A 21962-nucleotide genomic window follows, 5' to 3' on the forward strand; every position below is an offset into this window, starting at 1 on the left:
TCCGCTTACCCAGTACGCATGGAGCAGAGAAGGCGAAGGGGAAGCCGGACGGCGACGCGCTACCCTGTTTGTTTAGTCGGGTGCCTAGCGCCGGGAGCTGCCGTGAAGCGCCCGATCGGGCATAATGCCGGGCCATGCAGAACCGCCGAGATATCACGACAAAGCCCACGCCGCCGGCCACGCCGCGGTGGATGACCGAAGACGACCTGGACGCCGTACTGGCCGTGCAGGCCGCCTGCTACCCGCCGTCCATGCAGGAGCCGGCCGATATCGTGCTGGCGCGCCTGCGCGCGGCGCGGGACAGTTGCCTGGTCGCCTGCGACGCCGAGGGCGTCTGCGCCTATGTGTTCGCCTATGCGTCGCGGCGCGGCGCGGTCACGCCGCTGGATGCCGCCTTCCAGCCGGCCGCCGATGCCGACACCCTGTACATCCACGACATGGCGGTGGCGCCGCGTGCGCTCGGCCAGGGACTGGCGCGGCGGCTGGCCGGCGGCCTGCTGGAACGCGGACGGTCGCGCGGCCTGGCCTGGTCGGCCCTGGTGGCGGTGCAGGATTCGCGCCGCTTCTGGGAAGGACTGGGTTTTGCCGCCCACGACCTGGCGCCTGGCGGGCAGGGGGCGCGGGCGCTGCTGAGCTATCCGGACGGTGCGCTCTATATGGCGCGCGCCCTGCATGCCGGATAGCGATGTCTGTTCCATATCTTCCTGCGTAATTCGTTGTTTTTTGTCGCCAGACGAGCCCAAAATTGCCCCGCTTACGCTAATATTGTCGGTGGGCAAGTTTTTTCCGGGAATTCCTATGTCGAGCACCATCCGTACGACTGCGCGGGCGCGCGGATTCACCCTCATCGAACTGATGATCGTGGTGGCCATCGTCGGCATCCTGAGCGCCGTCGCGATCCCCGCCTACAACAATCACGTGATGCGCGCGCGCCTGGCGGAAGCGTATTCCGGCCTCGGCACCGTGCAGACCAATGCCGAGGAATTCTGGTCGAACAACCACACCTACGCCAAGTTCGACCGCCTGCCGCCGGACAGCGCCAACTTCGGCTACGTCCTGACCAGCGGCGACGCCTCGAGCTATGTGGTCACCGCGGCGGGCAAGGGCCCGGCCACCGGTTTCTCCTTCACCATCGACCAGAACGGCAACCGGGCCACGCCGAAGGCGCCCACCGGCTGGTCGACCAGCACCACCTGCTGGATCGACCGCAAGGACGGCCGGTGCGTGCAATAAGCCCCGCAGCGCCGCGCGCCGGCGGCTTCACCCTGGTCGAGGCGGCCGTCGTGGTCGCGATCATCGGGATCCTGGCCGGCGTCGGCATTCCCAGCATGTCCAGCTGGCTGGTGGGACGCAAGGCCATGGCCGCCACCGGCTATTACGCCGACGGCTTCGCCTTCGCGCGCAACCAGGCCATCAGTCACAACACCGCCAGCCGGCTGGTGCTGGACGACCATCCGGCCTCCGGCCAGCTGCAGTGGCGGGTCGACCTCTGCTACCCGAGCAGCGACGACCTCTGCGACGACGCCAGCACCGGCTGGTCCACCCCGACCGCGGCGGCGGCCGGCGATCCGCGCGGGGCCCAGGGCGACAAGTCGGTGGTGCGCAGTGCCGACGGCCTGCCTTCGTCGAGCGCGGTCGCGCTCGTGGTCGGCCCTTCCGGCGCAAACGCCGCCTATTTCACTGCCCTCGGCTGGGTCGACACCCGGATCTCGCCGCAGATCGCACGCATCACCTTGTCGCCCACGGCCGGTGGTTCGGTCAGCTTCACGCCGATGGCGGTGTCGCTGACCCTGGCCGGCGTGGCCTCGCGCTGCGACCCGGGCGTGGCCGCGCCCGACCGCCGCAGGTGCCCGCGATGAGCCGCCCGCGCACGCTGAAGCCGGGCGCGCAGCGGGGCTTCGCCCTGATCGAAGCCCTGGTCGCGGTGGTCATCCTCGCCATCGGCCTGATCGGCACCTTGGGCCTGCAGGCCCGGTCCTATTCGGCACTGGAGGATTCGGCGATGCGCACGGAAGCCACGCTGGCCGCCGAATCGCTGCTCGGCACCATGGCCACCGACCAGGCCAACCTGACGTCCTATGCGGTGGTCGAGACGGCCGCGCCGAGCACCCAGCTGAAGCCCTGGTTCGACGCGACCGTCAAACGGATTCCGTCGGCCGTGATCAGCGTGACGGTGACGCCGGCCACCGACGCCTCCGGCAGCCGGATCGATATCGCGATCGCCTGGACCCGTAAAGGGGGCGCCAAGGCCAACCAGTACCGCGTCACCTCCTACGTCTCGGGCAGCAAGCAATGAGGAAGCACATGCGCTCACCGCAGGGCGGTTTCTCGCTGATCGAGCTGATGGTCAGCATCGTGATCGGCATGCTGGCGCTGCTGTTCGCGGTGCGCCTGGTGACCAGCGCCGACAGCACCCAGCGGCATGCGGTCGGCGGCTCGGACGCGATGCAGAACGGGATGCTGGCGCTGTTCTCGATGAGCGGCGACGCCGCCCAGGCCGGCTATGGCCTGAACGACCCGCTGATCGCGGGCTGCAACACCATTTTCAAGGACACCGGCGGCTACACGCTGGCCTCGGTGAACGTCGGCGGCGCCGCCGTGCAGCCGCTGGCACCCATCATCATCGAGCCGCAGGCGGCCGGCGCCAACGCCAATGCCGCCACCAACGGCGAGAATCCCGACCGCATCAGCTTCTACGCCGGCAGCTCGATCACCGGCACCGGCACCCTGCGCCTGCTGTCAGGCTACACCAGCGGCACCCGCATCGTGGTCGACCGCCGGCCCTACGGCTTCCGCCAGGGCGACGTGATCGTGGTCGTACCCGAGCAGCTGGGCGGCAAGTGCTCGCTGGCCCAGGTGTCGTCCGATCCCGACGCGCTGCCCGCGCTGCCGGCCCAGCAATCGATCGACGTCATCAAGGACGATGCTTACCGCTACAACAGCGGGGCGCTGGGCGCCAGCTTCGGCGCCGGCGTCTCGCGCGTGTTCAACCTCGGCCCGCCGGAATCCCTGTCCTTCCATACCTGGTCGGTCGCGGACGGCTTCCTGCAGCTGCGTTCGACCGACCTCGATGGCGCCGGCGCCAATGCGGCCGCCGTCGCCGGCGACATCGTCTCGATCAAGGCGCAATACGGCTTCGACAACCGCGCCGGCATGAACTTCACGCCGGACGCCGGCATGCAGGTGAAGCAGTGGTCGGCGTCCATGATCGACGCCGACGGCGACGGCGTGACCGGCGGCGCCGGCGACTACCTGCGTATCGCCGCGGTGCGCCTGGCCGTGGTCGCGCGCAGCAAGTCGCCCGAGTCGCCGGCGGCCGGCGCCAGCTGCACTGCCACGCCGGCGCCGCTGCAGGTGTTCGCCAACGCCACCGGCAGCACCGCCGCGGCGCCGGTCAAGGTCAGCCTGGCGGTGCCGGGCGACAGCGTCGACTGGCGCTGCTACCGCTACCGCGTGTTCGAGACCGTGGTCCCGCTGCGCAACTTCGTGTGGAGGCCGTAATGAAGAAGCCGTACCGCCTGCTTGGGGGCGCGCGCGAGCAGGGCGCCGCACTGCCGGTGATGCTGATCATCCTGGCGGTCATGTTGCTGGGTAGCGTGTACCTGCTCAGGTCCAGCCACTCGACCGCGCTGGCGACCGGTAACCTGGCCTATGACGCCACCCTCAACCGCGCCGCCGACCTCGGCCTCCACCAGGGCTTCCAGTGGCTGAGCACGACGGCCGCCAGCAACAAGACCGCGCTCGAAGCCGACGACCTCGCCGACGGCTACCACTCCTCGCTGGACACCAAGGTGACCCCGCGCGACGCTGGTTTCTGGGACTCGGCCAAGACCGTCACCGATGCAGACGGCAACAAGATCGACTACGTGGTGCATCGCCTGTGCGCGCGCGACGGCCGCTACGACGGCAAGGACAACCGCTGCGTGCAGACTTCGTCGGTGAAGGGCAGCCTTGGCAACGCCGTGGCGCTGGGCGAGAGCCTGGCCGCCGATGCCCCCAGCTACGACGGCGCGCCGCAACTTCATTATGTGATCGCCTCGCGTATCAACGGTCCGCGCGGCAGCAATGTGATCAACCAGATGATCGTGCTGATCGGCGTTTAAGCTCAGGCCTCCCATGAAAAGACTCTTCGCCTTCCTGTTCCTGCTCGTGCTCGCCCTCGGCGCGTCCGCGGCCCCGACCAATATCGCCCAACTGCCGCTGCTGAATATCTCGGGCAGCGGCAACGTCAAGCCCAATTTGATGCTGTTGTACGATAACTCGGGCTCGATGACCTATACCTATACGCCGGACTACATCGTCGATTCGACCAGCTGCCGCACCGGGTCCACGCTGGCGAGCGGCACCACCAACTGCACGCCCGGCTACCCGCCGTTCAACAGCGCCGATTTCAACCGCCAGTACTACAACCCGGCGATCCGCTACACGCCGCCGGTCGACGACCTCGGCAACTCCTATGCGTCGATGACGCGTACCCAGACCACGAACTGGACCTCGGTGCCGACCGACGGCTTTGGCATCAACAACAGCAATATCTCGATGCAGGGCGAGAGCAAGTCGAACCTGGCCAGCGGCTTCCCGGACCTCGGCTGGTGCAACTCGAAGACCTGCCTGTACGGCAATCCCAACTACGCCTATCCGGACGGCACCTACAAGACCTCGACGCCTTACACCACGGCGCCGTACTACTACACCATCAACGTGGCCGAGTACTGCAAGGAAGCGGGCCTGATCAACTGCAAGGGCGTCGCGGTCGGTTCGCCGGCGCCGGCAGGCTATCCCTATCCGGCCAAGGTCCGCTGGTGCAACAGCACCAGCATGAGCGACTGCCAGGCGAAGTACGTCAACACGAAGGTCGACAAATACATCTATCCACGCTTTTCGACTTCGGCCAGCACGGTGACCGCGGCCTACGGCACCGTCACCATCGGCGCCTCCAGCACCACCAGCGACCTGGTCATCAACAGCATTTCGGTGGCGGAGTCCAGCGGCACCGTCGTCATCACCGGCGGCGCGATCACCGCGGTCGGCGGCACCACCACCCTGTCCAAGCAGGCCAGCCTGGCCACCGCGCTGGCCGCCTCGATCATCGCGAAGACCGGCTTGAAGAACCAGTACATGGCCTGCGTGCTGGCGCCGACCAGTTCCTCGGTGCCGGCCTGCTCGACCTACGGCATCAATATCGGCACCAGCAATGTGGTCGCGATCGTGCCGATCGTCTGCCCGAGCGGCGCCGCCAAGGACAGCCCGGACTGCACGGTGGTGGCGGACGGCAGCCGCAACGGCTGGGCGGTCAGCGTCAGCGCCCAGACCAAGGCGATCGACAAGAAGACCAGCGACGTGATCCCGACCACCGTCACTGCCATCGGCGCGGGCGCGCCCGTGTTCGTCCGCACCGACATCGTCTCGACCAACAACAGCTATCCGAAGGCGCCAGCGCGCACCGACTGCGCCGGCGGCACCTGCACCTACGACGAGGAGATGACCAACTTCGCCAACTGGTACGCCTATTACAAGACGCGCAACCAGATGATGAAGACGGCGGTCGGCCAGGCCTTCCAGGCGCTGAACGGCAACTACAAGGTCGGCATCGTCTCGCTGTCGAACGCGGCGGCCCAGCCGGAGACGGCCAACGGCTTCACCTATCCCGCCGAATTCTCCGGCGCCAACCGGACCGCCTGGTACAACGCCCTGTACAAGATGAGCGCGTCGGGCTCGACACCGATGCGCCTGGCCCTGAACGCGGTCGGCAGGATGTATGCGAACCTGGGCAAGTTCCAGCGGCCGGCCGGTTCCGAAGTGATCGAGTATCCCTGCCAGCAGAACTTCGCCTTCGTCACGACCGACGGCTACTGGAACGGCGGCGCTGCCACCAGCGTCTCCAGCAGCGACAACGTGGAAAATCTGGCTCGCTTCTGCAGCAAGCGTCTCGGCTGCGTCGACCCGCGCGCCCAGACCGCGGCCTCGCTGGCCGACGTCGCACTGCACTGGTACAACGGCGGCTCCAGCACCAGCACCACCTCGTTGCGCCCCGATATCGACGACATGAGCAAGGACGGCGTGGTGCCGGCCGCCGCCGGCGACAACCAGCACCTGCACATGAACACCTACGCGCTCGGCCTGGGCGTGGACGGGATCATGGCCTTCGACCCGAAGTACGACACCGGTGCCACCGAAGGATCGGACTTCTACAAGCTGGTCACCGGCGTCACCACCGGCTGCCCCTGGAACAACAAGGGCGCCTATGTGTGGCCGGACCCGAACACCGGCGATGCCAGCGGCGGCGCGGCCTACCAGGAGCGGGTCGACGACCTGTGGCATGCGGCCATCAACGGCCACGGCAAGTACTTCAGCGCCAATGACCCGGCCGAAGTCGTGACCGGCCTCGGCAAGGCACTGGCGAACATCGAAGTGCACGTCGGCGCGGCCGCGGCATCGGCCACCTCGACCCCCAACATCACGCTCGAGGACAACGACATCTTCTCGGCCACCTTCACCACCGTCAAATGGTTCGGCGTGCTCACCGACCGCAAGCTCGATCCGGTCAGCGGGGAAGTCATCAAGACCATCGCCTGGCACTCGAGCAATACGGTCGGCGCCAAGGTGGCGGCATCTACCGATACCCGCAGCATCAAGATGCTGGACGTCGACAACGGCGGCCTCAAGGACTTCCTGTACGCGGGGATGAACGCCACCGAGAAAGCCTGGTTCGACAACAAGTGCGGCGCGCTGGCGCAGTGCTCCAACCTGTCGGCCGCCGACCGCCTGGTCGTCAACAACGGCAGCAATATCGTCGCCTGGCTGCGCGGGCAGCAGCAGTATGCGGACGACACCCGCCTGCGCGCCTACACGCTGTCGAACCCCAAGGACGACGGCGTCACGCAGGTGCTGCCGATCGTGCTCGGCGACATTGCCTCGTCCAAGCCGGCCTACCAGCGCGAGCCGCGCAAGAACTACACGGCCACCGGCTACAGCAAGTTCAAGGTCGACAATGCGGCGCGTAAGCCGGTGGTGTTCGTTGCCGCCAACGACGGCATGCTGCACACCTTCGATGCCGCCAACGGCAGCGAGCTGTGGGCCTACGTCCCGCGCATCACCATGAAGAAGCTGTACCAGCAGGCCAGCACGACCTACAGTACCAACCACCAGTTCACCACCGACGGTTCGCCCGAACTCGGCGACGTCAAGATCAATGGCATCTGGCGTTCGGTGGTGGTGGCCGGCTTGAACGGAGGCGGTCGCGGTTACTATGCGGTCGACGTCACCGACCCCGCCAATCCGTCCGCGCTGTGGGAGCTCTGCGCCGACGCGGAAGTCTGCACCGGCAACCGCTTCGACGCCGACATCGGGCTGAGCTTCGGCAACCCGCAGTTCGGCACCTGGAAGGATGCCTCCGGCACCGAGCATTGGGTGGTGTTCCTGACCTCCGGCTACAACAACGTGCCGTCCACCGGCTTCGGCGGCAACGGCAAGGGCTACCTGTACGTGGTCGACGTGGCCAGCGGCCAGGTGCTGAGCAAGACCAGCACCAATGTCGGCGACACCACCACGCCCTCGGGCCTGGCCAAGATCACCGCGATCACCAACAATCCGCTCACAGACCCGCTGGTGACCTATGTCTACGGCGGCGACAACCAGGGCAAGATGTGGCGCTTCGACTTTACCGCCGGCGGCAACCCGACGGTGCTGCAGATGGGCGACGCCGGCACCGGCCAGCCCGTCACCAGTCGCCCCGAGGTCACCCTGTGCCAGGTGACTTCGACCGACGCCTCTGGCCAAACCACGGTGGGCGCGCAGAAGGTCGTGGTGTTCGGCACCGGCCGCCTGCTCGACTTGCCCGATATCGCGGATACCAGCAAGCAGAGCGTCTACGTGCTGAAGGACAGCGGCACCGGCATCGGCGCCGCCAGCTGGCGCAATTCGACCTCGATGGCCAAGCAGTCGCTGGCGCGTCCGGCCGGCACCCAGGCCTACACGATCAGCGGCCCGGCCGTGAACCTCGGCAGCCAGGCCGGCTGGTTCTTCGATCTCGACCAGAACGCCGGCGAACGCGTCAACCTCGACCCGAAGGTGGCGGCCGGCACCCTGACCGTGGTGTCGAATATTCCTTCGTCCTCGTCCTCGTGCAAGGTCGGCGGCAGCAGCAACGTCTACCAGCTGAACGTCTGCACGGCGGCGCCGGTCAACACCCAGCAGGGCATCGGCGCGATCGCGGGCCAGTCCCTGTCGGGCAATTCGGCGGCGGTCGGCTTCATCATCGTGCGCCTGCCCTCGGGCGCCCTGAAGATGGTCACCACCACCGCGGACGGCAATACCATCACTTCGAGCGTGGCGCGCGCCAGCGACGTCGAGGCCCACCGCGCCGGCTGGCGCCGGGTGCGCAACTAAGGCATCGGCTGGACTTGCGTATCAGGGAGCCGGGACCGCGCGCACGGCCCCGCTGAGGGTCTGGGTCTCGACCCTGCCGTCAGTCCCGCTCACGCGCAGTTGCACCGGCAGCCAGTCCTGCGAGGGCGCCAGCCACAGTTCGAGCCGGGCTTCGCCAGGCGCCGCCAGCCGCGCCAGATGCCAGGCCGGCATGCTGCCGATGCCGGTGTCGACCTCTTCCTGGCCGAGTACCTGGTAGCGTTCGACCCTCACCTGCGATGCGCCGGCCACCACGATCCTGATCTCGTTCTGCAGCTGCTCGGGCCGTCCCAGCGCGATGGCGGCCAGCTGCACCAGCACGGAAGCGCGGTCCTGCATGCCGACCGCGCCCGGCGCGGGATTGCCGGCGCCCTGGAAGCGGACCTCGCCCGTCGTCGCATCGAAGCTGGTGCTTGTGCTGCCGTCCGTCCGGGTTTCGGTGGCGAGGGCCGGCGCGATGCCGGTATCGCCGCTGATGCCGCGGCTGGACAGGCGGCCGAGGATGCCGTCGAATTCCAGGCTGTAGCCACTGTCGTCGCTGCGCCAGTCGAGGTAGGCCTGGCCGTCCGGCCGTCCCGGCGAGGTGAAGCTCAGGCGTGCGCTGGCCGGCAGGCGCAGGCGGTAGCGGCCCGCCATCGGCAGCAGTGCGTTCTCGCCGAGGGAGGCGGCAGGGGCGGGCCGGGTCGTGGGGCCGGTGATGGCCGGGGTGGCCACGCCGGCCGGTGGCGGCGCTTCGGTCACGGCCGCAGCGGGCGGCGGGGGAGGGGGCCGCCTTGGGGTGGGCTCGGGCGCTGCGTCGACCGGCCTGTCCGCAGCCTGCGCGGGCCGGCTGTCCTGCGGACGGTGCGGCGCCGCGGCCGTGTCCATCAGGCGCAGCACCAGCGGGGCGCCGGCCGCCGGCGGCGCCAGCGGGCCGGGCATGCGCCGCGCCGCCAGTTCCAGCAGTGCGCCATGCAGGGCGAGCGACAGCGCGCACAGGACGAGCAGGCGGCGGTTGGGCGACAGGAAAGCATTGGACCTCATCCCGCTAGTGTAGCGCCTGGGACCGTCCCTGCCCATCCGTGCGCCCAGGCATCGGCCGCCGCGCCATCATGCAGGCATGGATACCCCTCGCAAGCACAAGCTGCCCCTGCACCAGGTGCGGCGCTATCTCGAACCCGGCCCGGTGGTGCTGGTCTCCTCCGCCTGGCAGGGACGGCGCGACATCATGACCATGGGCTGGCACACGGTCATGGAATTCTCGCCCTCGCTGGTCGGCTGCGTGATCGCTTCCAGCAACCACAGTTTCGAGCTGGTGCGCGGCAGCGGCGAATGCGTGCTCAACCTGCCCACGACGGCGTTGACGGAAGCGGTGCTGGGCATCGGCTCGACCAGCGGCGCCGACATCGACAAGTTCGACGCTTTCGGCCTGACGCCCCAGCCGTCGCGGCTGGTGGCCGCTCCCGCCATCCGCGAATGCCACGCGCAGTTCGAATGCCGGCTGCACGACGACAGCCTGGTCGAGCGTTATAACTTCTTCATCTGGGAAGTGGTGGCCGCGCGCGTGGCGTCGACCCCGGACTACCCCGAGACCCTGCATTACCGCGGCGACGGGCACTTCATGCTGTCCGGGCCTACGGTCGACCTGAGCCGCCCCGGACTGAAGTAGGCTTGCCGGCCCTGCAGCTTCGATGACGAAGCGGTAAAGGCTTTGAGGGTTTTGCGCGACAGATAGGGAACAGGTTGGGCGCTTTCCTTGACGCAATACAGGGACTCCGGCACAGTTTCGCCTGCGCGGGGCTCGAACCCGCGCGCCGATTTCACCCAGCCTTTTCCCTACATGCCCATCGATTTCCAGCTTCCTTCGGATCCGCCCGCCCAGATTCAGCCAGCCAGTGCTCCATCCTTCGACGACCAGTACGCCAGGGCGCGCGCGCTCGCCAACGGCGGCCAGCCGGCGCTGGCGCTGGCCACGTATTCCGCGCTGCTGGCCCGTTCGCCGGGCAATCCCGACGTCCTGCTTGGCCGCGGCATCGTGTATGCCCGCCTGGGGCGCTGGAGCGAAGCCGAGGCCGACCTCGGTGCGGCGGCGAAGGCCTCGCCCGATTATGCGGACGTGTGGGAAGCGCTCGGCAATACCTACCGCTGGAGCGAGCAGCCGGCGAAGGCCCTGGAAGCCTGGGACCGTCTCGTGGCCCTGCGCCCGAACGACCCGGCGGCCTATGTTGCCCGGGCGCGTACCCGGCGCGCCCTCGGCCAGTCCGCCGAGGCGAAGGCCGACCTCGAACGCGCGCGCGCCCTCGGCGGCGAGGCTGGCGAGATCGACGGCCTGCTGGCCGAGATGCAGCCGCGTCCCGCGGTGCCATCGGCCGGCAATCCGGACCTCGCCAGCGCCGCCGGCCATGCCTGGGGTGCCAGCCTGTCTTCGGGCTGGACCGATGTCGGCAACGGTCCGCGTTGGAACGACCAGACCGCCAGCGTGCGGCGCTACATGGCCAGCGCTTCGATCGGCTTCGAAACCCTGCGCGCCCACCGCTTCGGCGAGCGCGACTACGCCTGGGCGCTGGATGCCTATACCGGCCTGTGGCGCGGCGCCTATGCCAACCTGCGCTACCAGCATTCGGCCGCCAGCCGCCTGTTCCCGGCCAATTCCGGCCGCGTCGAGGTCTGGCAGGCCCTGGGCGGCGGCTGGGAGGCCTCGCTCAGCGACGACGTGCTGGGCTTCGATTCGCGCGTCAACATCTATGGCGCCAGCATCGCCAAATACCTTGGCAATTTCTACGTCCAGCTGCGCCACCAGGACATCGTGTCGGTGGGCTCCCACAGCACCGGCGAGCGTCTGCTGGGGCGCTGGTACTACCTCGGCGACGCCGACAACTACCTCGAAATGAGCGTCAACAGCGGCCGCAGCGACGATCCCCTCAGCCTGGTCGGCGGGCGCGCCCGTTCGGGCGGCGGCGGTCTTGCCTGGGTGCGCTACTTCAGCCCGCAATGGGGCGGCAAGATCGGCGCGACCTTCTCGCATACCGCCTCGGGTAACGGCGGCGACGAGCGCGGCCTGTCCTTCGCGCTGTACCGCCGATGGTAGCAGTGGCCGACAAGCCGGCCGCCGCACCGGCGAAACACCGCGGCCCGGCCGCCCGCGCCCTGGGCGCCGCCCTCGGCGAAGTGCTCGGCTGCCTGCCGGCCTTGGTGCTGGCCTGGCTCTGCCTGCGCGTTGCCGAGAGCTGGCATGCCGCCGGCGGCGACATGAAAGTTTCGATCCTGTTCGGGCCGGCGCTGGCGAACGATCTGCTGTCACTGCTCCGTTACGGTTTCCTGTTCGTGCTGGGCGCGCCGCTGGTGGCGCTGGTGCCGGCGCCACGCTGGCGCAGGGCGCTGCTGGGCGTCTGCTGGTCGCTGCTGCTGGTGGCCCAGGCCGGCCTGCTGCAATACCACTGGGTTGCCGGAGTGCCGCTGGGCGCCGACCTGTTCGGCTATACCAGCGCCGAAGTCGCGACCACGGTCGCCGGCGGCTGGCGCGCCGATGTGCCGCTGGTGGCGGCTCTGGCATGCGCGCTGGCCGTGCTGTGGCTGGCGCTGCGGGCCTGCGGCCGTCCCTGGTGGCCGCGCGCGGACGCGCGCAGTAGCTTGATCTTCGGCGCCGCGAGCCTGCTGGCCTTCGCCTTCCTGCCCGACCATTACGCGCCCACCGCCGCCCAGAGCGAAGCCAGCATCGACTATCTGCTGAACAAGACCGCCTATTTTGCCGACCGCAACCTGGCCCACCTGATGGGCAGCGGCGGCGGCGCAGCCGGCGAACCCCGCTCAGGCGAGTTGCCCTGGGCCGGCAAGGACGGGCGCTATCCCTTCCTGCATCCGGAGCGCACGCCGGACACGCTCGGCCCGCTGTTCGAACGCCGCGCCGGTACGCCGCCGAACCTGGTCTTCATCATCGTCGAAGGTCTGGGCCGCAATTTCTCCGGTCCCGGCGCCCGCCTGGGCAGCTTCACGCCCTTCCTCGACGAACTGGCCGGCCGCAGCCTGTATTTCGAGAACTTCCTGTCCGGCCAGGGCCGCACCTTCGGCGTGCTGACCACGATGTTCGGATCGCTGCCTTTCGGCGAGAACGGCCTGGCCGCGCTCGGCGACAAGGCGCCGCGCCACGCGTCCATCCTGAGCGTGCTGAAGTCCCAGGGCTACCGCCTGGGGTTCTACAGCGGGTCCGACCTCGACTTCGACAACGAAGGCAGGTTCCTGCGCCAGGAAGGTGTCGAGCAGTTCGTCAGCGAGCGCGATTACGGCCCGCCGGCCCAGCGCAGCAACGACTGGGGCTATGCCGACGGCGAGCTGGTCGACATGACCCTGCGCAGGGAAAGCATTGCGGCAAAGGAGAGGCAGGCGCCGTCGCTGACGATCATCCAGACCACCAGCATGCACGACCCCTTCACCTTCCCGGACAAACCGCGCTACATGGAGAAGGTGGGGCAGCGCCTGGCCCAGCTGGGCATCGCGCCGAACGCTAACCCGGGCTATGCGGCCCAGCGCGAGATCTTCGCCAGCGTCCTCTACACGGACGACGCGCTGCGCCGCTACTTCGACGGCGCGAAGAAGCTGCCGGGCTATGAGAACACCATCTTCGTGATCACCGGCGACCACCGCCTGCCCGAGCTGCCGATGGACACCCGCATCGAGCGCTACCACGTACCGCTGATCGTCTACTCGCCGCTGCTGAAGCAGCCGCGCGCCATCAAGTCGGTCAGTTCCCAGTTCGACATCGCGCCCTCGCTGCTGGCTTACCTGTCGAACAATCACGGCCTGAAATCGCCGCCGGCCGTGACCTGGCTCGGCACCGGCCTGGATACCGAAGCGGCTTTCCGAAACCTGCACGTGGTCCCGCTCAAGCAGACCAAGACCGAGCTGAGCGACTTCGTGTCCGGCACCGTCTACCTGGCGCAAGGCCGGCTGTATGCGCTGGCCGACGGCATGCGGACCGACCGCGCGCCGGAAGGCAAGGCGTTATCGGTGGCACGGGCCCAGTTCCAGTCCTTCCTGCAGGCGAACGCCGTGGCCGGCCGCTCTCCCGCGCTGGCGCCGCCGGATGCGGTCGACGCGCTGGCAGCCTATGGCGCCACCAGCCGCAATCTGCGCAGCGTGGCGCTGGCGGCCGAGGGCGGCGGTGTGGGCGTCTCCAATGTGCGCCGCGCGGCGGCGCCGGGACCCGACGGGGCGGCGATGGTCGAGGCGACCCTGCACAACGAGTCGTCCACGGGATCGCGCGCCTTCGTGCCGCTGCTGGTGATCAGCACTGCCGGCGGACTCGAAGTCGGCGAAGTCGCCGGCGAGCCGCGGACCATGGAGGCGGGCGCCACACTGACGATTGCGCTGCCGGCCAGGCTGGGCAAGCTGCCGCACGCGACCTATTTCGTGTCCGTGATTCCTTCGCATCCCGAGACCGGGCGCTCGATCGGCATCGGCCAGTACCACGTGGAGATGCCGCTGTGAGGCAAATGCTGCGTACCGCGCTGCTGGCTGCGCTCGTCGCCGGCAGTGCGCATGCCGCAGAGACAGCCGGCCCGCGGGCGATCTGGACCTGGGAAGGCGAGTCCTACGCCATGCTCGAGAGCGAGGGCATGGCCGCCCAGGGCATCGCCTTCCTGAAGGCGAAATCGATCGGCACCGTCTACCTGTACGCCGACGCCTGGCGCGGCCGCAACCTGATCGTCTCGCAACCGGAGCGCTACCGCCGCCTGCTGCGCCGCCTGCACGGGTCCGGCCTGAAGGTCTACGCCCTGCTGGGTTCGGGCTACCTGAACACCGAGCGTTACGTGCTGCCGCGCCACCGCGAGGAGGCCGTCGCCATGCTCCAGCGTGTGCTCGACTATAACAAGGTTGCGGCCCCCGAAGAACGCTTCGACGGCATCAACCTCGACATCGAACCTCATATCCTAGCCGAGTGGTCGACCCGCAAGATGGAATTGCTGGCCAACTTCCTCGACATGTCGGATACCCTGATGCGGGTGAAGGCCCAGTCGGGCCAGGCGCTGCCGATCGGCCCCGCCATCCCGTTCTGGCTGGACGGCATCCAGCTCGACTGGCATGGCAGGCGCAAGCCGGTCAACCAGCACGTGCAGGACATCTACGACTATGTTGCGCTGATGGATTACCGCGACCATGCGGACGGCGGCGACGGCCTGGTCAGCCATGCGATGGACGAGCTTGCGTATGGCGAGACCATTGGCCGCCCGGTCCTGATCGGCATCGAAACCATGCCGAACGAGTTGAAGAAGGTGTCGTTCAATCACCTGGGCGAGCCCGACCTGGAGCGCGAGCTGGCGGCGACCTCGCGCAGCGTGGGCGGCATGCGCTCCTTTGGCGGCTTCGTGGTGCATCACTACGCCTCCTACCGCCGCTGGCTGGGTCTCGACTAGGATCCTCCGTTGGAAGGCCCGCGCACCACCAGCACCGGAATCGCGCAGATACTCAGCACCTTCCAGGTCTCGCTGCCCAGCAGCCGCGCGCGCAGGCCGCCGCGCCCGTGGGAGGCCATCACGATCAGGTCGCAATGGCGGTCGCGCGCGGTGTCGACGATGGCCGCGGCCGGGCTTTCATAGGGCAGCAGCAGGGTCTCGCAGGGGATGCCGGCTTCGGCGGCGCGGCGCGCGATCCAGGCCAGGGCGTCGGCGCCGTTGCGTTCGCGTTCCTTGAGCCAGGCGGCGCGCACCGGGTCTTCGTCGGCCAGGGGCTCCAGCCGTGCGGGCGGCCCGGCATGCAGGCCGAGGATGGAACCGCCGCCGAGCGCCGCCAGTTCGAGGGCGGCGGCGAGGGCACCGCTGCACAATTCGGTGCCGTCGGTGGGAACGAGGATGCGTTGGTACATGATGGTACCCCTGTCAGCGGTGGACCAGCACCGGGATCGTGCCGTGCACTAGCACCTTCTGGGTCTCGCTGCCCAGCAGCAGGCCCTTCAACCCATGGCGTCCGTGCGAGGCCATCACGATCAGGTCGCAGCCCAGGCGCTGGGCGGCGCCGATGATGGCGGCCCAGGGATCGTCCTCGACCGCGTGTTCGCTGCGGCAGGGCACGCCGGCATTGCGCGCGGCGTCCTCGATGACGGCCAGGATGCGGCGGGCGCGGGCGCTGCTGGCGGCGTCGAACTGCTGGGGCGTGTCTTCCAGCATGCTGCTGTCGGCGGTGACGACGCGGAAGGGCGGCGTCACGGTCAGCCCCACGACCTCGGCCCCGACTTCGCGGGCGAAATCGACGCCGGCCAGGATCGCGCGTTCGGAGGCTTCGGAACCGTCGCTCGGGATCAGGATGCGCTTGTACATGGCTTTCCCTCCATGAATGTCCCAGTTGGCTGGTTCATTCAGGATGGTGGATATGCATCCAGTATAGTTTGACCTGAATCAAATGCAAAGCCGCCCTCGACGGCCAGGCGTCCACCGCTCTCGACCGTGTAGCGGCCGCCTTCGAGCTCGGCCGCCAGCGCCGCCCGGGCGCCGAGTTCGATCGGCGCGCGGAAGCGGCCGTCGAGCCGCAGCACGCGGCGCCCGCCGGCGCGCTCCAGTTCGGCGCAGCTGCGGGCCAGGGTGTGCATGCCCTGGATGATCGGCGCCTTCAGGCCCATCAGCCGCGCGGTCCAGGGCCAGAGGTGAATCGGGTTCCAGTCGCCCGACACCCAGGCATACTCGCGTCCGCTGGTGGCGGACAGCTGCCAGCCGGCGATCGGCGCCGGCTTCGGCGCTTCCGGTGCGGCGGGGCGGTGGTGGTGGCCCATGCGTGTGCCGCGCACCACCAGGTAGTTGCTGCGGCAGATAAACACCAGTTCGCCGTCCTGGGCCGCGCGGGTGTCCAGCAGGGCGTGCACGGCGCCGTTGGCGGCCGGCGGTTCGACCTTCACCTCGGTCAGCAGTTCCAGCGGGCGGCCGGGCGCCGGCGTCCTCCTGGCTTCCAGCGCATTGTCGACGTGGATGGCGCCGACCACGCGGAAGGGGAAGGAGGCGCCCAGCATGGTCGCCAGGTGGGCGCGCTGGGCCGGCAGGTAGTACCAGGTGAGCGGGATGCGGGTGCCTTCGAAGCCGAGGGCGGCGCGGTAGCGGGCCACGCTGGCCTCGTCGATGCGGTCGAGCCGGTAGCGGGTCGGCGCCGCCGTCGCGGCGGAGGAGGGTGCGGGCCGCTTGAACAGCGCGCGCAGCAGGGTCGCCGCGGACATCGGCGGCAGCGGAAGGGACAATGAAAGATTGGACATGGCTTATCAACTGTTGTTCGTTATGGCTTTCCGCTGTAACATATCGTTTTTGATATAAAGAATCACCTGTATATACGAGGATGGAATGAAGAAGTACGCGTTTGCCCTGGCCGCCCTGACGGCCGCAGGCCTGGCACCGGCCCAGGAAGTCGTTCGCATCGGCCACGTGGCCGCGATGACAGGACCGGTGGCCCACTTCGGCAAGGATAGCGAAAACGGCGTCCGCATGGCGATCGACGCGCTCAATGCACGCGGCGCAACGATAGGCGGACGCAAGGTCAAGTGGCAGCTGGTGGCCGAGGACGACGCGGGCGAACCGAAGCAGGCGACGGCGGCGGCCCAGAAGCTGGCCGATGCCAAGGTCAACGGCGTGATCGGCCACGAGACCTCGGGCACCACCATCCCGGCCTCGAAGATCTACTACGATGCCGGCATCCCGCAGATCACCGCCTCCTCGACCAATCCGGCCTACACGCGCCAGGGCTTCAACACCACCTTCCGCGTGGTCGCCAACGACATCCAGCTCGGCCGCGCGCTGGGCCGCTACGCGGTCAAGAACATGGCCGCCAAGCGCGTCGCCGTGATCGACGACCGCACCGCCTACGGCCAGGGCCTGGTCACCGAGTTCGTCAACGGCTTGCGCCAGCAGGGCGTGAACGTGGTGGCGAAGGAGTTCACCAACGACAAGGCGACCGACTTCTCGGCGATCCTGACCCGCATCCGCGCCAGCAATCCGGACCTGGTGTTCTTCGGCGGGATGAACGCGGTGGCCGGTCCGATGCTGCGCCAGATGAAGCAGCTCGGCCTGAACGTCAAGATGATGGGCGGCGACGGCATCTGCTCGGACGAGATGCACAAGCTGTCCGGCGGCACCATGGCCGACGGCCAGGTGGTGTGCGCGGAAGCCGGCGGCGTCGAAGAATCGGGCAAGGCCGGCATGGACAACTTCCGCGCTGCTTATCGCAAGCGCTTCGGCATCGACGTCCAGATCATCGCACCGTATTCCTATGATGCGACCATGCTGCTGGCCGAGGCGATGAACAAGGCCGCTTCCTCGGCGCCGGCGAAATACCTGCCGGAACTGGCGAAGATCCGTTACAAGGGCGTGACCGGCAATATCGCCTTCGATCCGCATGGCGACATCCGCGACGGCACCATCACCCTGTACACCTTCAAGGGCGGTCACCGCACCCAGCTCGCGGTCACAAAATAAGCCTTTACCGGGCCGTCCGCGGGGCCTCAGCGCGCCGGGCTGTCCGCCGGCGCCACGATGCTCTCGCCAATCACTTTACGGGCCGCGCTCAGCACCCGTTCCGACAGCGCCGGGTCGCCCTTGGCGGCGCCGCGCGCCACGGCCTGGGCGCCCACCAGGGTCGCCACCAGGGTCAGCGCGCGGCCATGCGCGTCGTTGCCGGGCTGGGCGGCTTCGAGCTCGCGCTCGAAGGTGCGCACCATGTCCAGGTAAGCCGCCGAAAACCGCAGGCTGATGGCGCGGTCCTGGCGGCCGATCTCGCTGGCCGAGGCCGAGATTGGGCAGGCGCCGGCGTAGTCGTCGCGGCAGTCGGCCGACAGGAAATGGTCGACGAAGCGCGCCAGGCCCGGCATGCCGTCGCGCGCGTGTTCCTCGAGGCGCACGCGGGTCTGCTCGAGGCCGAACGACAGGGCGGCCATCGCCAGTTCGACACCGTCGATGCCGCGCTCGCGAATGAGCTTGCTGGCGGACCGGACCAGGGAAGCCCTGTTTTCGGCGCTTTTTTCCTTGCTGGTTCTCATGTCACTATTATAACGCCCGGGGTGGGCGCGCCGCGTCGCAGAATTGGCGACAGCCTGCGCGGCAAGCGTAATCGGCCCTTCGTCAGCAACTGCTATCCTGTAAAGACGCCAGCGAGCAGGAGGACAGTTTCACGATGGTCATGCAGGATCCCCGGCCCGATGCGCCATTTCATATCGTGCTGAATGCCGGTTCGGGCCGCACCGACACCGGCCTGCGCTGCGCCACCATCCGCGAGGTGATCGAACGGGCCGGCCGGCGCTGCGAGCTGGAGGTCGTGAAGGACGGCTCCCGCCTGCCGGAAATCGCCGCCGCGGTGGCGGAGCGGGCCGCGCGCGAAGGCGGCGTCCTGGTGGCGGCCGGCGGCGACGGCACTCTCAACGCGGTAGCGCACGAGGCGGTGTGCCGCGGCTGCGTGTTCGGCGTCCTGCCGCAGGGTACCTTCAACTACTTCGGCCGCACCCACGGCATTCCCGAAGACCTGCGCGAGGCGGTGCATGCGCTGCTGCGCGCGCGGGTGCGCCATGTGCAGGTGGGCCTGGTCAACGGCCGCAGCTTCCTGGTGAACGCCAGCGTCGGCCTGTATCCGCGCCTGCTCGAGGAGCGCGAGCACGACAAACACCAGTTCGGGCGCAGCCGCGTGGTGGCCCTGCTGTCGGCGCTGAAGACGGTATTGGGACGGCACCGCAACCTGCGTATCGCGATCGATCTGGACGGGCATACGCAGCGCCTGAGGAGCCCGACCCTGTTCGTCGGGAACAACCGCCTGCAGATGGAACAGGTCGGCATGCAGCCGCTCGACCACGCGGTGGAGGAAGGGCGGCTGGCGGCGATCGCCCCGCGCCCGGTGGGACGGCTGCGCATGCTGGCGCTGGTGCTGCGCGGTGCGCTGGGACGGCTCGGCCAGGCCGAGGACGTGCGGGCCTTCGCCTTCCGCGGCATGACGGTGCGCGCGCCGCTGATGTCCGGGCGGCGGCGCGTCAAGGTGGCGGTCGACGGCGAGGTCTGCCAGCTGGCGTTGCCGCTGCGCTTCGAGGCGCTGGAAGGCCGGCTGGCGCTGCTGGTGGCGGATGCGCTGGAACAGCCGCCCGGCGCGGCCTGATCAGCCCTGCAACAAGGCGCGCAGATCCGCCAGCGGCAGCGGACGTCCGAGCAGATAGCCCTGGGCCTCGTCGCAGGACGCCGCGCGCAGGAAGTCCAGCACCTCGGCGGTCTCCACGCCTTCCGCCACCACCGACATCTGCAGCGCGTGCGCCATGTCGACGAAGGCCTTCACGAACGCGAAGGCGCTGATGCGGCCGTCGTCCTGCAGCACGAAGGAGCGGTCCAGCTTGAGCACGTCGATCGGCAGGCGGCGCAGGTAGGCCAGGCCGGAATAGCCGGTGCCGAAATCGTCGACCGCCAGCTTGACGCCGAGCGCCTGCAGTTCGGCCAGCATGGCGGCGGTGCGTTCAAGGTCTTCGATCAGGGTGCTCTCGGTCAGCTCCAGTTCCAGGCTAGACGGCGCCAGCCCGGCGTCGGCCAGCGCTTCGCGCACTTCGGCCACGAAGCCCGGCTGGGCCAGCTGGCGCGCCGAGACGTTGACCGACACGCGGATCGGCTTGTCGAACTCGTCGACCAGGCGGCGCGTCTGGCGGCAGGCTTCGCGCAGCACCCAGCGTCCGATCGGATTGATGAGCCCAGTCTCTTCGGCGATGCCGATGAATTGCTGCGGCGGCACCATGCCCTGCTGCGGATGGCGCCAGCGGATCAGCGCCTCCATGCCGACTACCGCCATGCTGCGCAGGTCGACGCGCGGCTGGTAGTGCAGCTCGAACTCCTCGCGCGCCAGCGCCGGCCGCAGCGACAGTTCGAGCGCCATGCGGGCGCGCGCCRCCACCGTCATCTCCGGCTCGAAGAATCGGTAGCGGTTGCGGCCCTCGGCCTTGGCGCGGTACATCGCGGTGTCGGCGGTCTGGAACAGCAGCTCGCGGGTGGCGGCGTCGCGCGGGTACATGCTGATGCCGATCGAGGCACCGACCACCACGTCCTGGCTCCCGACCGCCACCGGCAGGGTCAGCGCCTCCAGCAGCTTGGCGGCGATGCGCGCGGCCGCGCGGCCGGCATCGGCCGCGCCGCCGGTACAGGCGGCCACCACCACGAATTCGTCGCCGCCCAGGCGCGCCACCACGTCGGCCGGGCGCAGAATCCTGCGCAGCCGGGCGGCGACTTCGCACAGCAGCACGTCGCCGTGGTCGTGGCCGAAGGAGTCGTTGACTTCCTTGAAGCGGTCGAGGTCGAGGAACATCACGGCCACCGCCTGGCCGGGCGCGCAGTTCGCGAGCATGTGTCGCAGGCGGTCGTGCAGGAGGGCGCGGTTCGGCAGGCCGGTCAGGGTGTCGTGGGTGGCCAGTTCCTGAAGGCGGCTTTCGGCCTGCTTGCGGCCGGTGATGTCGGTCAGCAGGCCGGTGATGGTCTCGAGGCGGCCGTCGGCATCGCAGCGCGTGCTGCCGTTCAGCAGCACGTGCAATGGGTGGCCGGCGGCATGGCGCAGCACGGCGTCGAAGCCCTGCACGGTAGCATGGCCCTGCTGGCCGGGTTCGAACTCGTCCCATGGAAAGGCTTCGAGCAGGCGCGCCAGGCGCGAGCCGACCAGTGTCTCGCGCGGGTAGCCCGAGAGCGCGCACAGGGCCGGGTTGACGTCCAGGATGCGGCCTTCGGCATTCGCCACCACATAACCGGCCGGCGTCATTTCGATCACTTCGCGGAAGCGCTGTTCGCTTTCGCGGAGCTGGCGCTCGGCTTCCTCGCGTTCGGTCAGGTCGCGGATGATCGCCTGGAAGAACTCCTGGTCGCCGTCCTCGAAGCGCGATACGTGCACCTCGGCCGGGAAGGTGCTGCCGTCCTTGCGCCGCTTGGTGATGCGCAGCAGGTGGGTCCGGCCCTGGCGCAGGCTGTCCAGCAGGTGCGGGCCGTAGGTGAATCCGCTGTCGATCGCGCGCGCCGAGAGGCCGATCATCTCGTCCTCGCGGTAGCCGAAGTGGGCGCAGGCGCGCCCGTTGGCGGCGATGATGCGCAGCTCGCGGTCGGTGATCAGGATGCTGTCGCCGGCCTGCTGGAACAGGTTGCGGAAACGTTGCTCGCTCTTGCGTACCGCTTCGGTGGCGCGGCGCTTTTCGGTGATGTTGTGGAAGTAGACCGACAGGCCGTCCGGGGTCGGGTAGGCGCGCGCCTCGACCCACTCGCCGGTCGGCCCCCAGCAGGCTTCGACGATGCCGGGCTGCCCGCTGGCCATCGCCTGGCGGTAGCAGTCCATCAGCGAACTGCCTTCGAGCGCGGGCGCCACTTCCAGCAGGGGCAGGCCGAGGGCATCGCCGATTTCGATGTCGACGAAACTGGCGGCCTTGCGGTTGGCGTAGATGATGCGCCAGTCGCGGTCGACAGCGAAGAAGGCGTCGCCGATGTTCTCCAGCATGGCGTCCATGCGCTCGCGCGAACGTTTCAGCTCGTCGAGGGCATCGTCGATGCGCAACTGCGCATTGGCGGCAAGGGCAATCGGGGCCGGCGCGTTCATGTTGTGGTTCCGTTCGGGCGGGA

19 protein-coding genes are annotated in these 21962 nt (G+C 68.7%); 13 read left to right on the top strand and 6 right to left on the bottom strand.

What is annotated here, in order from left to right; translation table 11 throughout:
- The first annotated feature begins 191 nt into the window (after positions 1-191).
- The 7 genes from AC1DIX_RS02185 (at position 192) to AC1DIX_RS02215 (ending at position 8388) form a co-directional block, all read left to right on the top strand.
- Complete coding sequence (locus tag AC1DIX_RS02185) at positions 192-683, top strand: GNAT family N-acetyltransferase (protein ID WP_477321654.1); 492 nt, start codon at positions 192-194, stop codon at positions 681-683.
- 115 nt (positions 684-798) lie between these two features.
- Positions 799-1233 (top strand): type IV pilin protein, encoded by a 435-nt coding sequence (locus AC1DIX_RS02190; RefSeq protein ID WP_477321656.1) that lies wholly within the window; start codon positions 799-801, stop codon positions 1231-1233.
- Positions 1221-1859, top strand: a complete 639-nt coding sequence (locus tag AC1DIX_RS02195; RefSeq protein ID WP_477321658.1) for a pilus assembly FimT family protein — start codon at positions 1221-1223, stop codon at positions 1857-1859. Before AC1DIX_RS02190 ends, AC1DIX_RS02195 begins: the two co-directional genes overlap by 13 nt.
- Positions 1856-2296, top strand: coding sequence for a type IV pilus modification PilV family protein (locus AC1DIX_RS02200; RefSeq protein ID WP_477321660.1), 441 nt, complete (start codon positions 1856-1858; stop codon positions 2294-2296). Before AC1DIX_RS02195 ends, AC1DIX_RS02200 begins: the two co-directional genes overlap by 4 nt.
- 8 nt (positions 2297-2304) lie before the next feature.
- A complete protein-coding gene (locus tag AC1DIX_RS02205; protein WP_477321662.1) occupies positions 2305-3501 on the top strand; it encodes a PilW family protein in 1197 nt (398 codons plus the stop codon).
- Positions 3501-4103 (top strand): pilus assembly PilX family protein, encoded by a 603-nt coding sequence (locus AC1DIX_RS02210; RefSeq protein ID WP_477321664.1) that lies wholly within the window; start codon positions 3501-3503, stop codon positions 4101-4103. The genes AC1DIX_RS02205 and AC1DIX_RS02210 overlap by 1 nt, the downstream gene beginning before the upstream one ends.
- A 13-nt stretch (positions 4104-4116) precedes the next feature.
- Positions 4117-8388, top strand: coding sequence for a pilus assembly protein (locus AC1DIX_RS02215; protein WP_477321666.1), 4272 nt, complete (start codon positions 4117-4119; stop codon positions 8386-8388).
- Between the two features lie 21 nt (positions 8389-8409).
- Here AC1DIX_RS02215 and AC1DIX_RS02220 read toward each other — a convergent pair whose 3' ends face one another.
- A complete protein-coding gene (locus AC1DIX_RS02220) occupies positions 8410-9429 on the bottom strand; it encodes a DUF3108 domain-containing protein (RefSeq protein ID WP_477321668.1) in 1020 nt (339 codons plus the stop codon).
- Between the two features lie 76 nt (positions 9430-9505).
- Between AC1DIX_RS02220 and AC1DIX_RS02225 the strand changes: the two genes are divergently transcribed.
- From AC1DIX_RS02225 to AC1DIX_RS02240, 4 genes are all read left to right on the top strand, one after another.
- Positions 9506-10054, top strand: coding sequence for a flavin reductase family protein (locus AC1DIX_RS02225; RefSeq protein WP_477321670.1), 549 nt, complete (start codon positions 9506-9508; stop codon positions 10052-10054).
- 171 nt (positions 10055-10225) lie between these two features.
- The gene (locus tag AC1DIX_RS02230; RefSeq protein WP_477321672.1) at positions 10226-11473 is read left to right on the top strand and encodes a YaiO family outer membrane beta-barrel protein; all 1248 of its coding nucleotides are present in this window, start codon (positions 10226-10228) and stop codon (positions 11471-11473) included.
- Entirely contained in the window at positions 11467-13869 is a 2403-nt protein-coding gene (locus tag AC1DIX_RS02235) for an LTA synthase family protein (RefSeq protein WP_477321674.1), read from the top strand. Before AC1DIX_RS02230 ends, AC1DIX_RS02235 begins: the two co-directional genes overlap by 7 nt.
- A gap of 5 nt (positions 13870-13874) precedes the next feature.
- A complete protein-coding gene (locus AC1DIX_RS02240) occupies positions 13875-14795 on the top strand; it encodes a hypothetical protein (RefSeq protein WP_477321963.1) in 921 nt (306 codons plus the stop codon).
- On the opposite strand, the gene AC1DIX_RS02245 is transcribed toward AC1DIX_RS02240, so the two are convergent.
- Genes AC1DIX_RS02245 through AC1DIX_RS02255 form a run of 3 tightly spaced genes read right to left on the bottom strand, consistent with a single transcriptional unit; the run spans position 14792 to position 16615 of the window.
- Entirely contained in the window at positions 14792-15244 is a 453-nt protein-coding gene (locus AC1DIX_RS02245; RefSeq protein ID WP_442121528.1) for a universal stress protein, read from the bottom strand. The two genes, AC1DIX_RS02240 and AC1DIX_RS02245, sit on opposite strands and share 4 nt — an antisense overlap.
- A gap of 13 nt (positions 15245-15257) precedes the next feature.
- Positions 15258-15695 carry a universal stress protein gene (locus AC1DIX_RS02250; protein ID WP_477321676.1) on the bottom strand — a complete coding sequence of 146 codons (438 nt, stop codon included), beginning with the start codon at positions 15693-15695 and terminating at the stop codon, positions 15258-15260.
- A 38-nt stretch (positions 15696-15733) separates the two neighbouring features.
- Positions 15734-16615, bottom strand: coding sequence for a MaoC/PaaZ C-terminal domain-containing protein (locus AC1DIX_RS02255; protein WP_477321678.1), 882 nt, complete (start codon positions 16613-16615; stop codon positions 15734-15736).
- A gap of 85 nt (positions 16616-16700) precedes the next feature.
- On the opposite strand from AC1DIX_RS02255, the gene AC1DIX_RS02260 reads away from it, so the two are divergent.
- Complete coding sequence (locus AC1DIX_RS02260) at positions 16701-17828, top strand: branched-chain amino acid ABC transporter substrate-binding protein (protein ID WP_477321680.1); 1128 nt, start codon at positions 16701-16703, stop codon at positions 17826-17828.
- A gap of 26 nt (positions 17829-17854) precedes the next feature.
- Here the strand turns inward: AC1DIX_RS02260 and AC1DIX_RS02265 are convergent, their stop codons facing one another.
- Positions 17855-18388, bottom strand: coding sequence for an LmrA/YxaF family transcription factor (locus AC1DIX_RS02265; RefSeq protein ID WP_477321682.1), 534 nt, complete (start codon positions 18386-18388; stop codon positions 17855-17857).
- 134 nt (positions 18389-18522) lie between these two features.
- On the opposite strand from AC1DIX_RS02265, the gene AC1DIX_RS02270 reads away from it, so the two are divergent.
- Positions 18523-19488, top strand: a complete 966-nt coding sequence (locus AC1DIX_RS02270; protein ID WP_477321684.1) for a diacylglycerol/lipid kinase family protein — start codon at positions 18523-18525, stop codon at positions 19486-19488.
- On the opposite strand, the gene AC1DIX_RS02275 is transcribed toward AC1DIX_RS02270, so the two are convergent.
- The gene (locus tag AC1DIX_RS02275; protein ID WP_477321686.1) at positions 19489-21939 is read right to left on the bottom strand and encodes a sensor domain-containing protein; all 2451 of its coding nucleotides are present in this window, start codon (positions 21937-21939) and stop codon (positions 19489-19491) included. It lies immediately after the preceding gene.
- Positions 21940-21962: the final 23 nt, after the last annotated feature.

It is taken from the genome of Massilia sp. 05N420 (assembly GCF_056397205.1).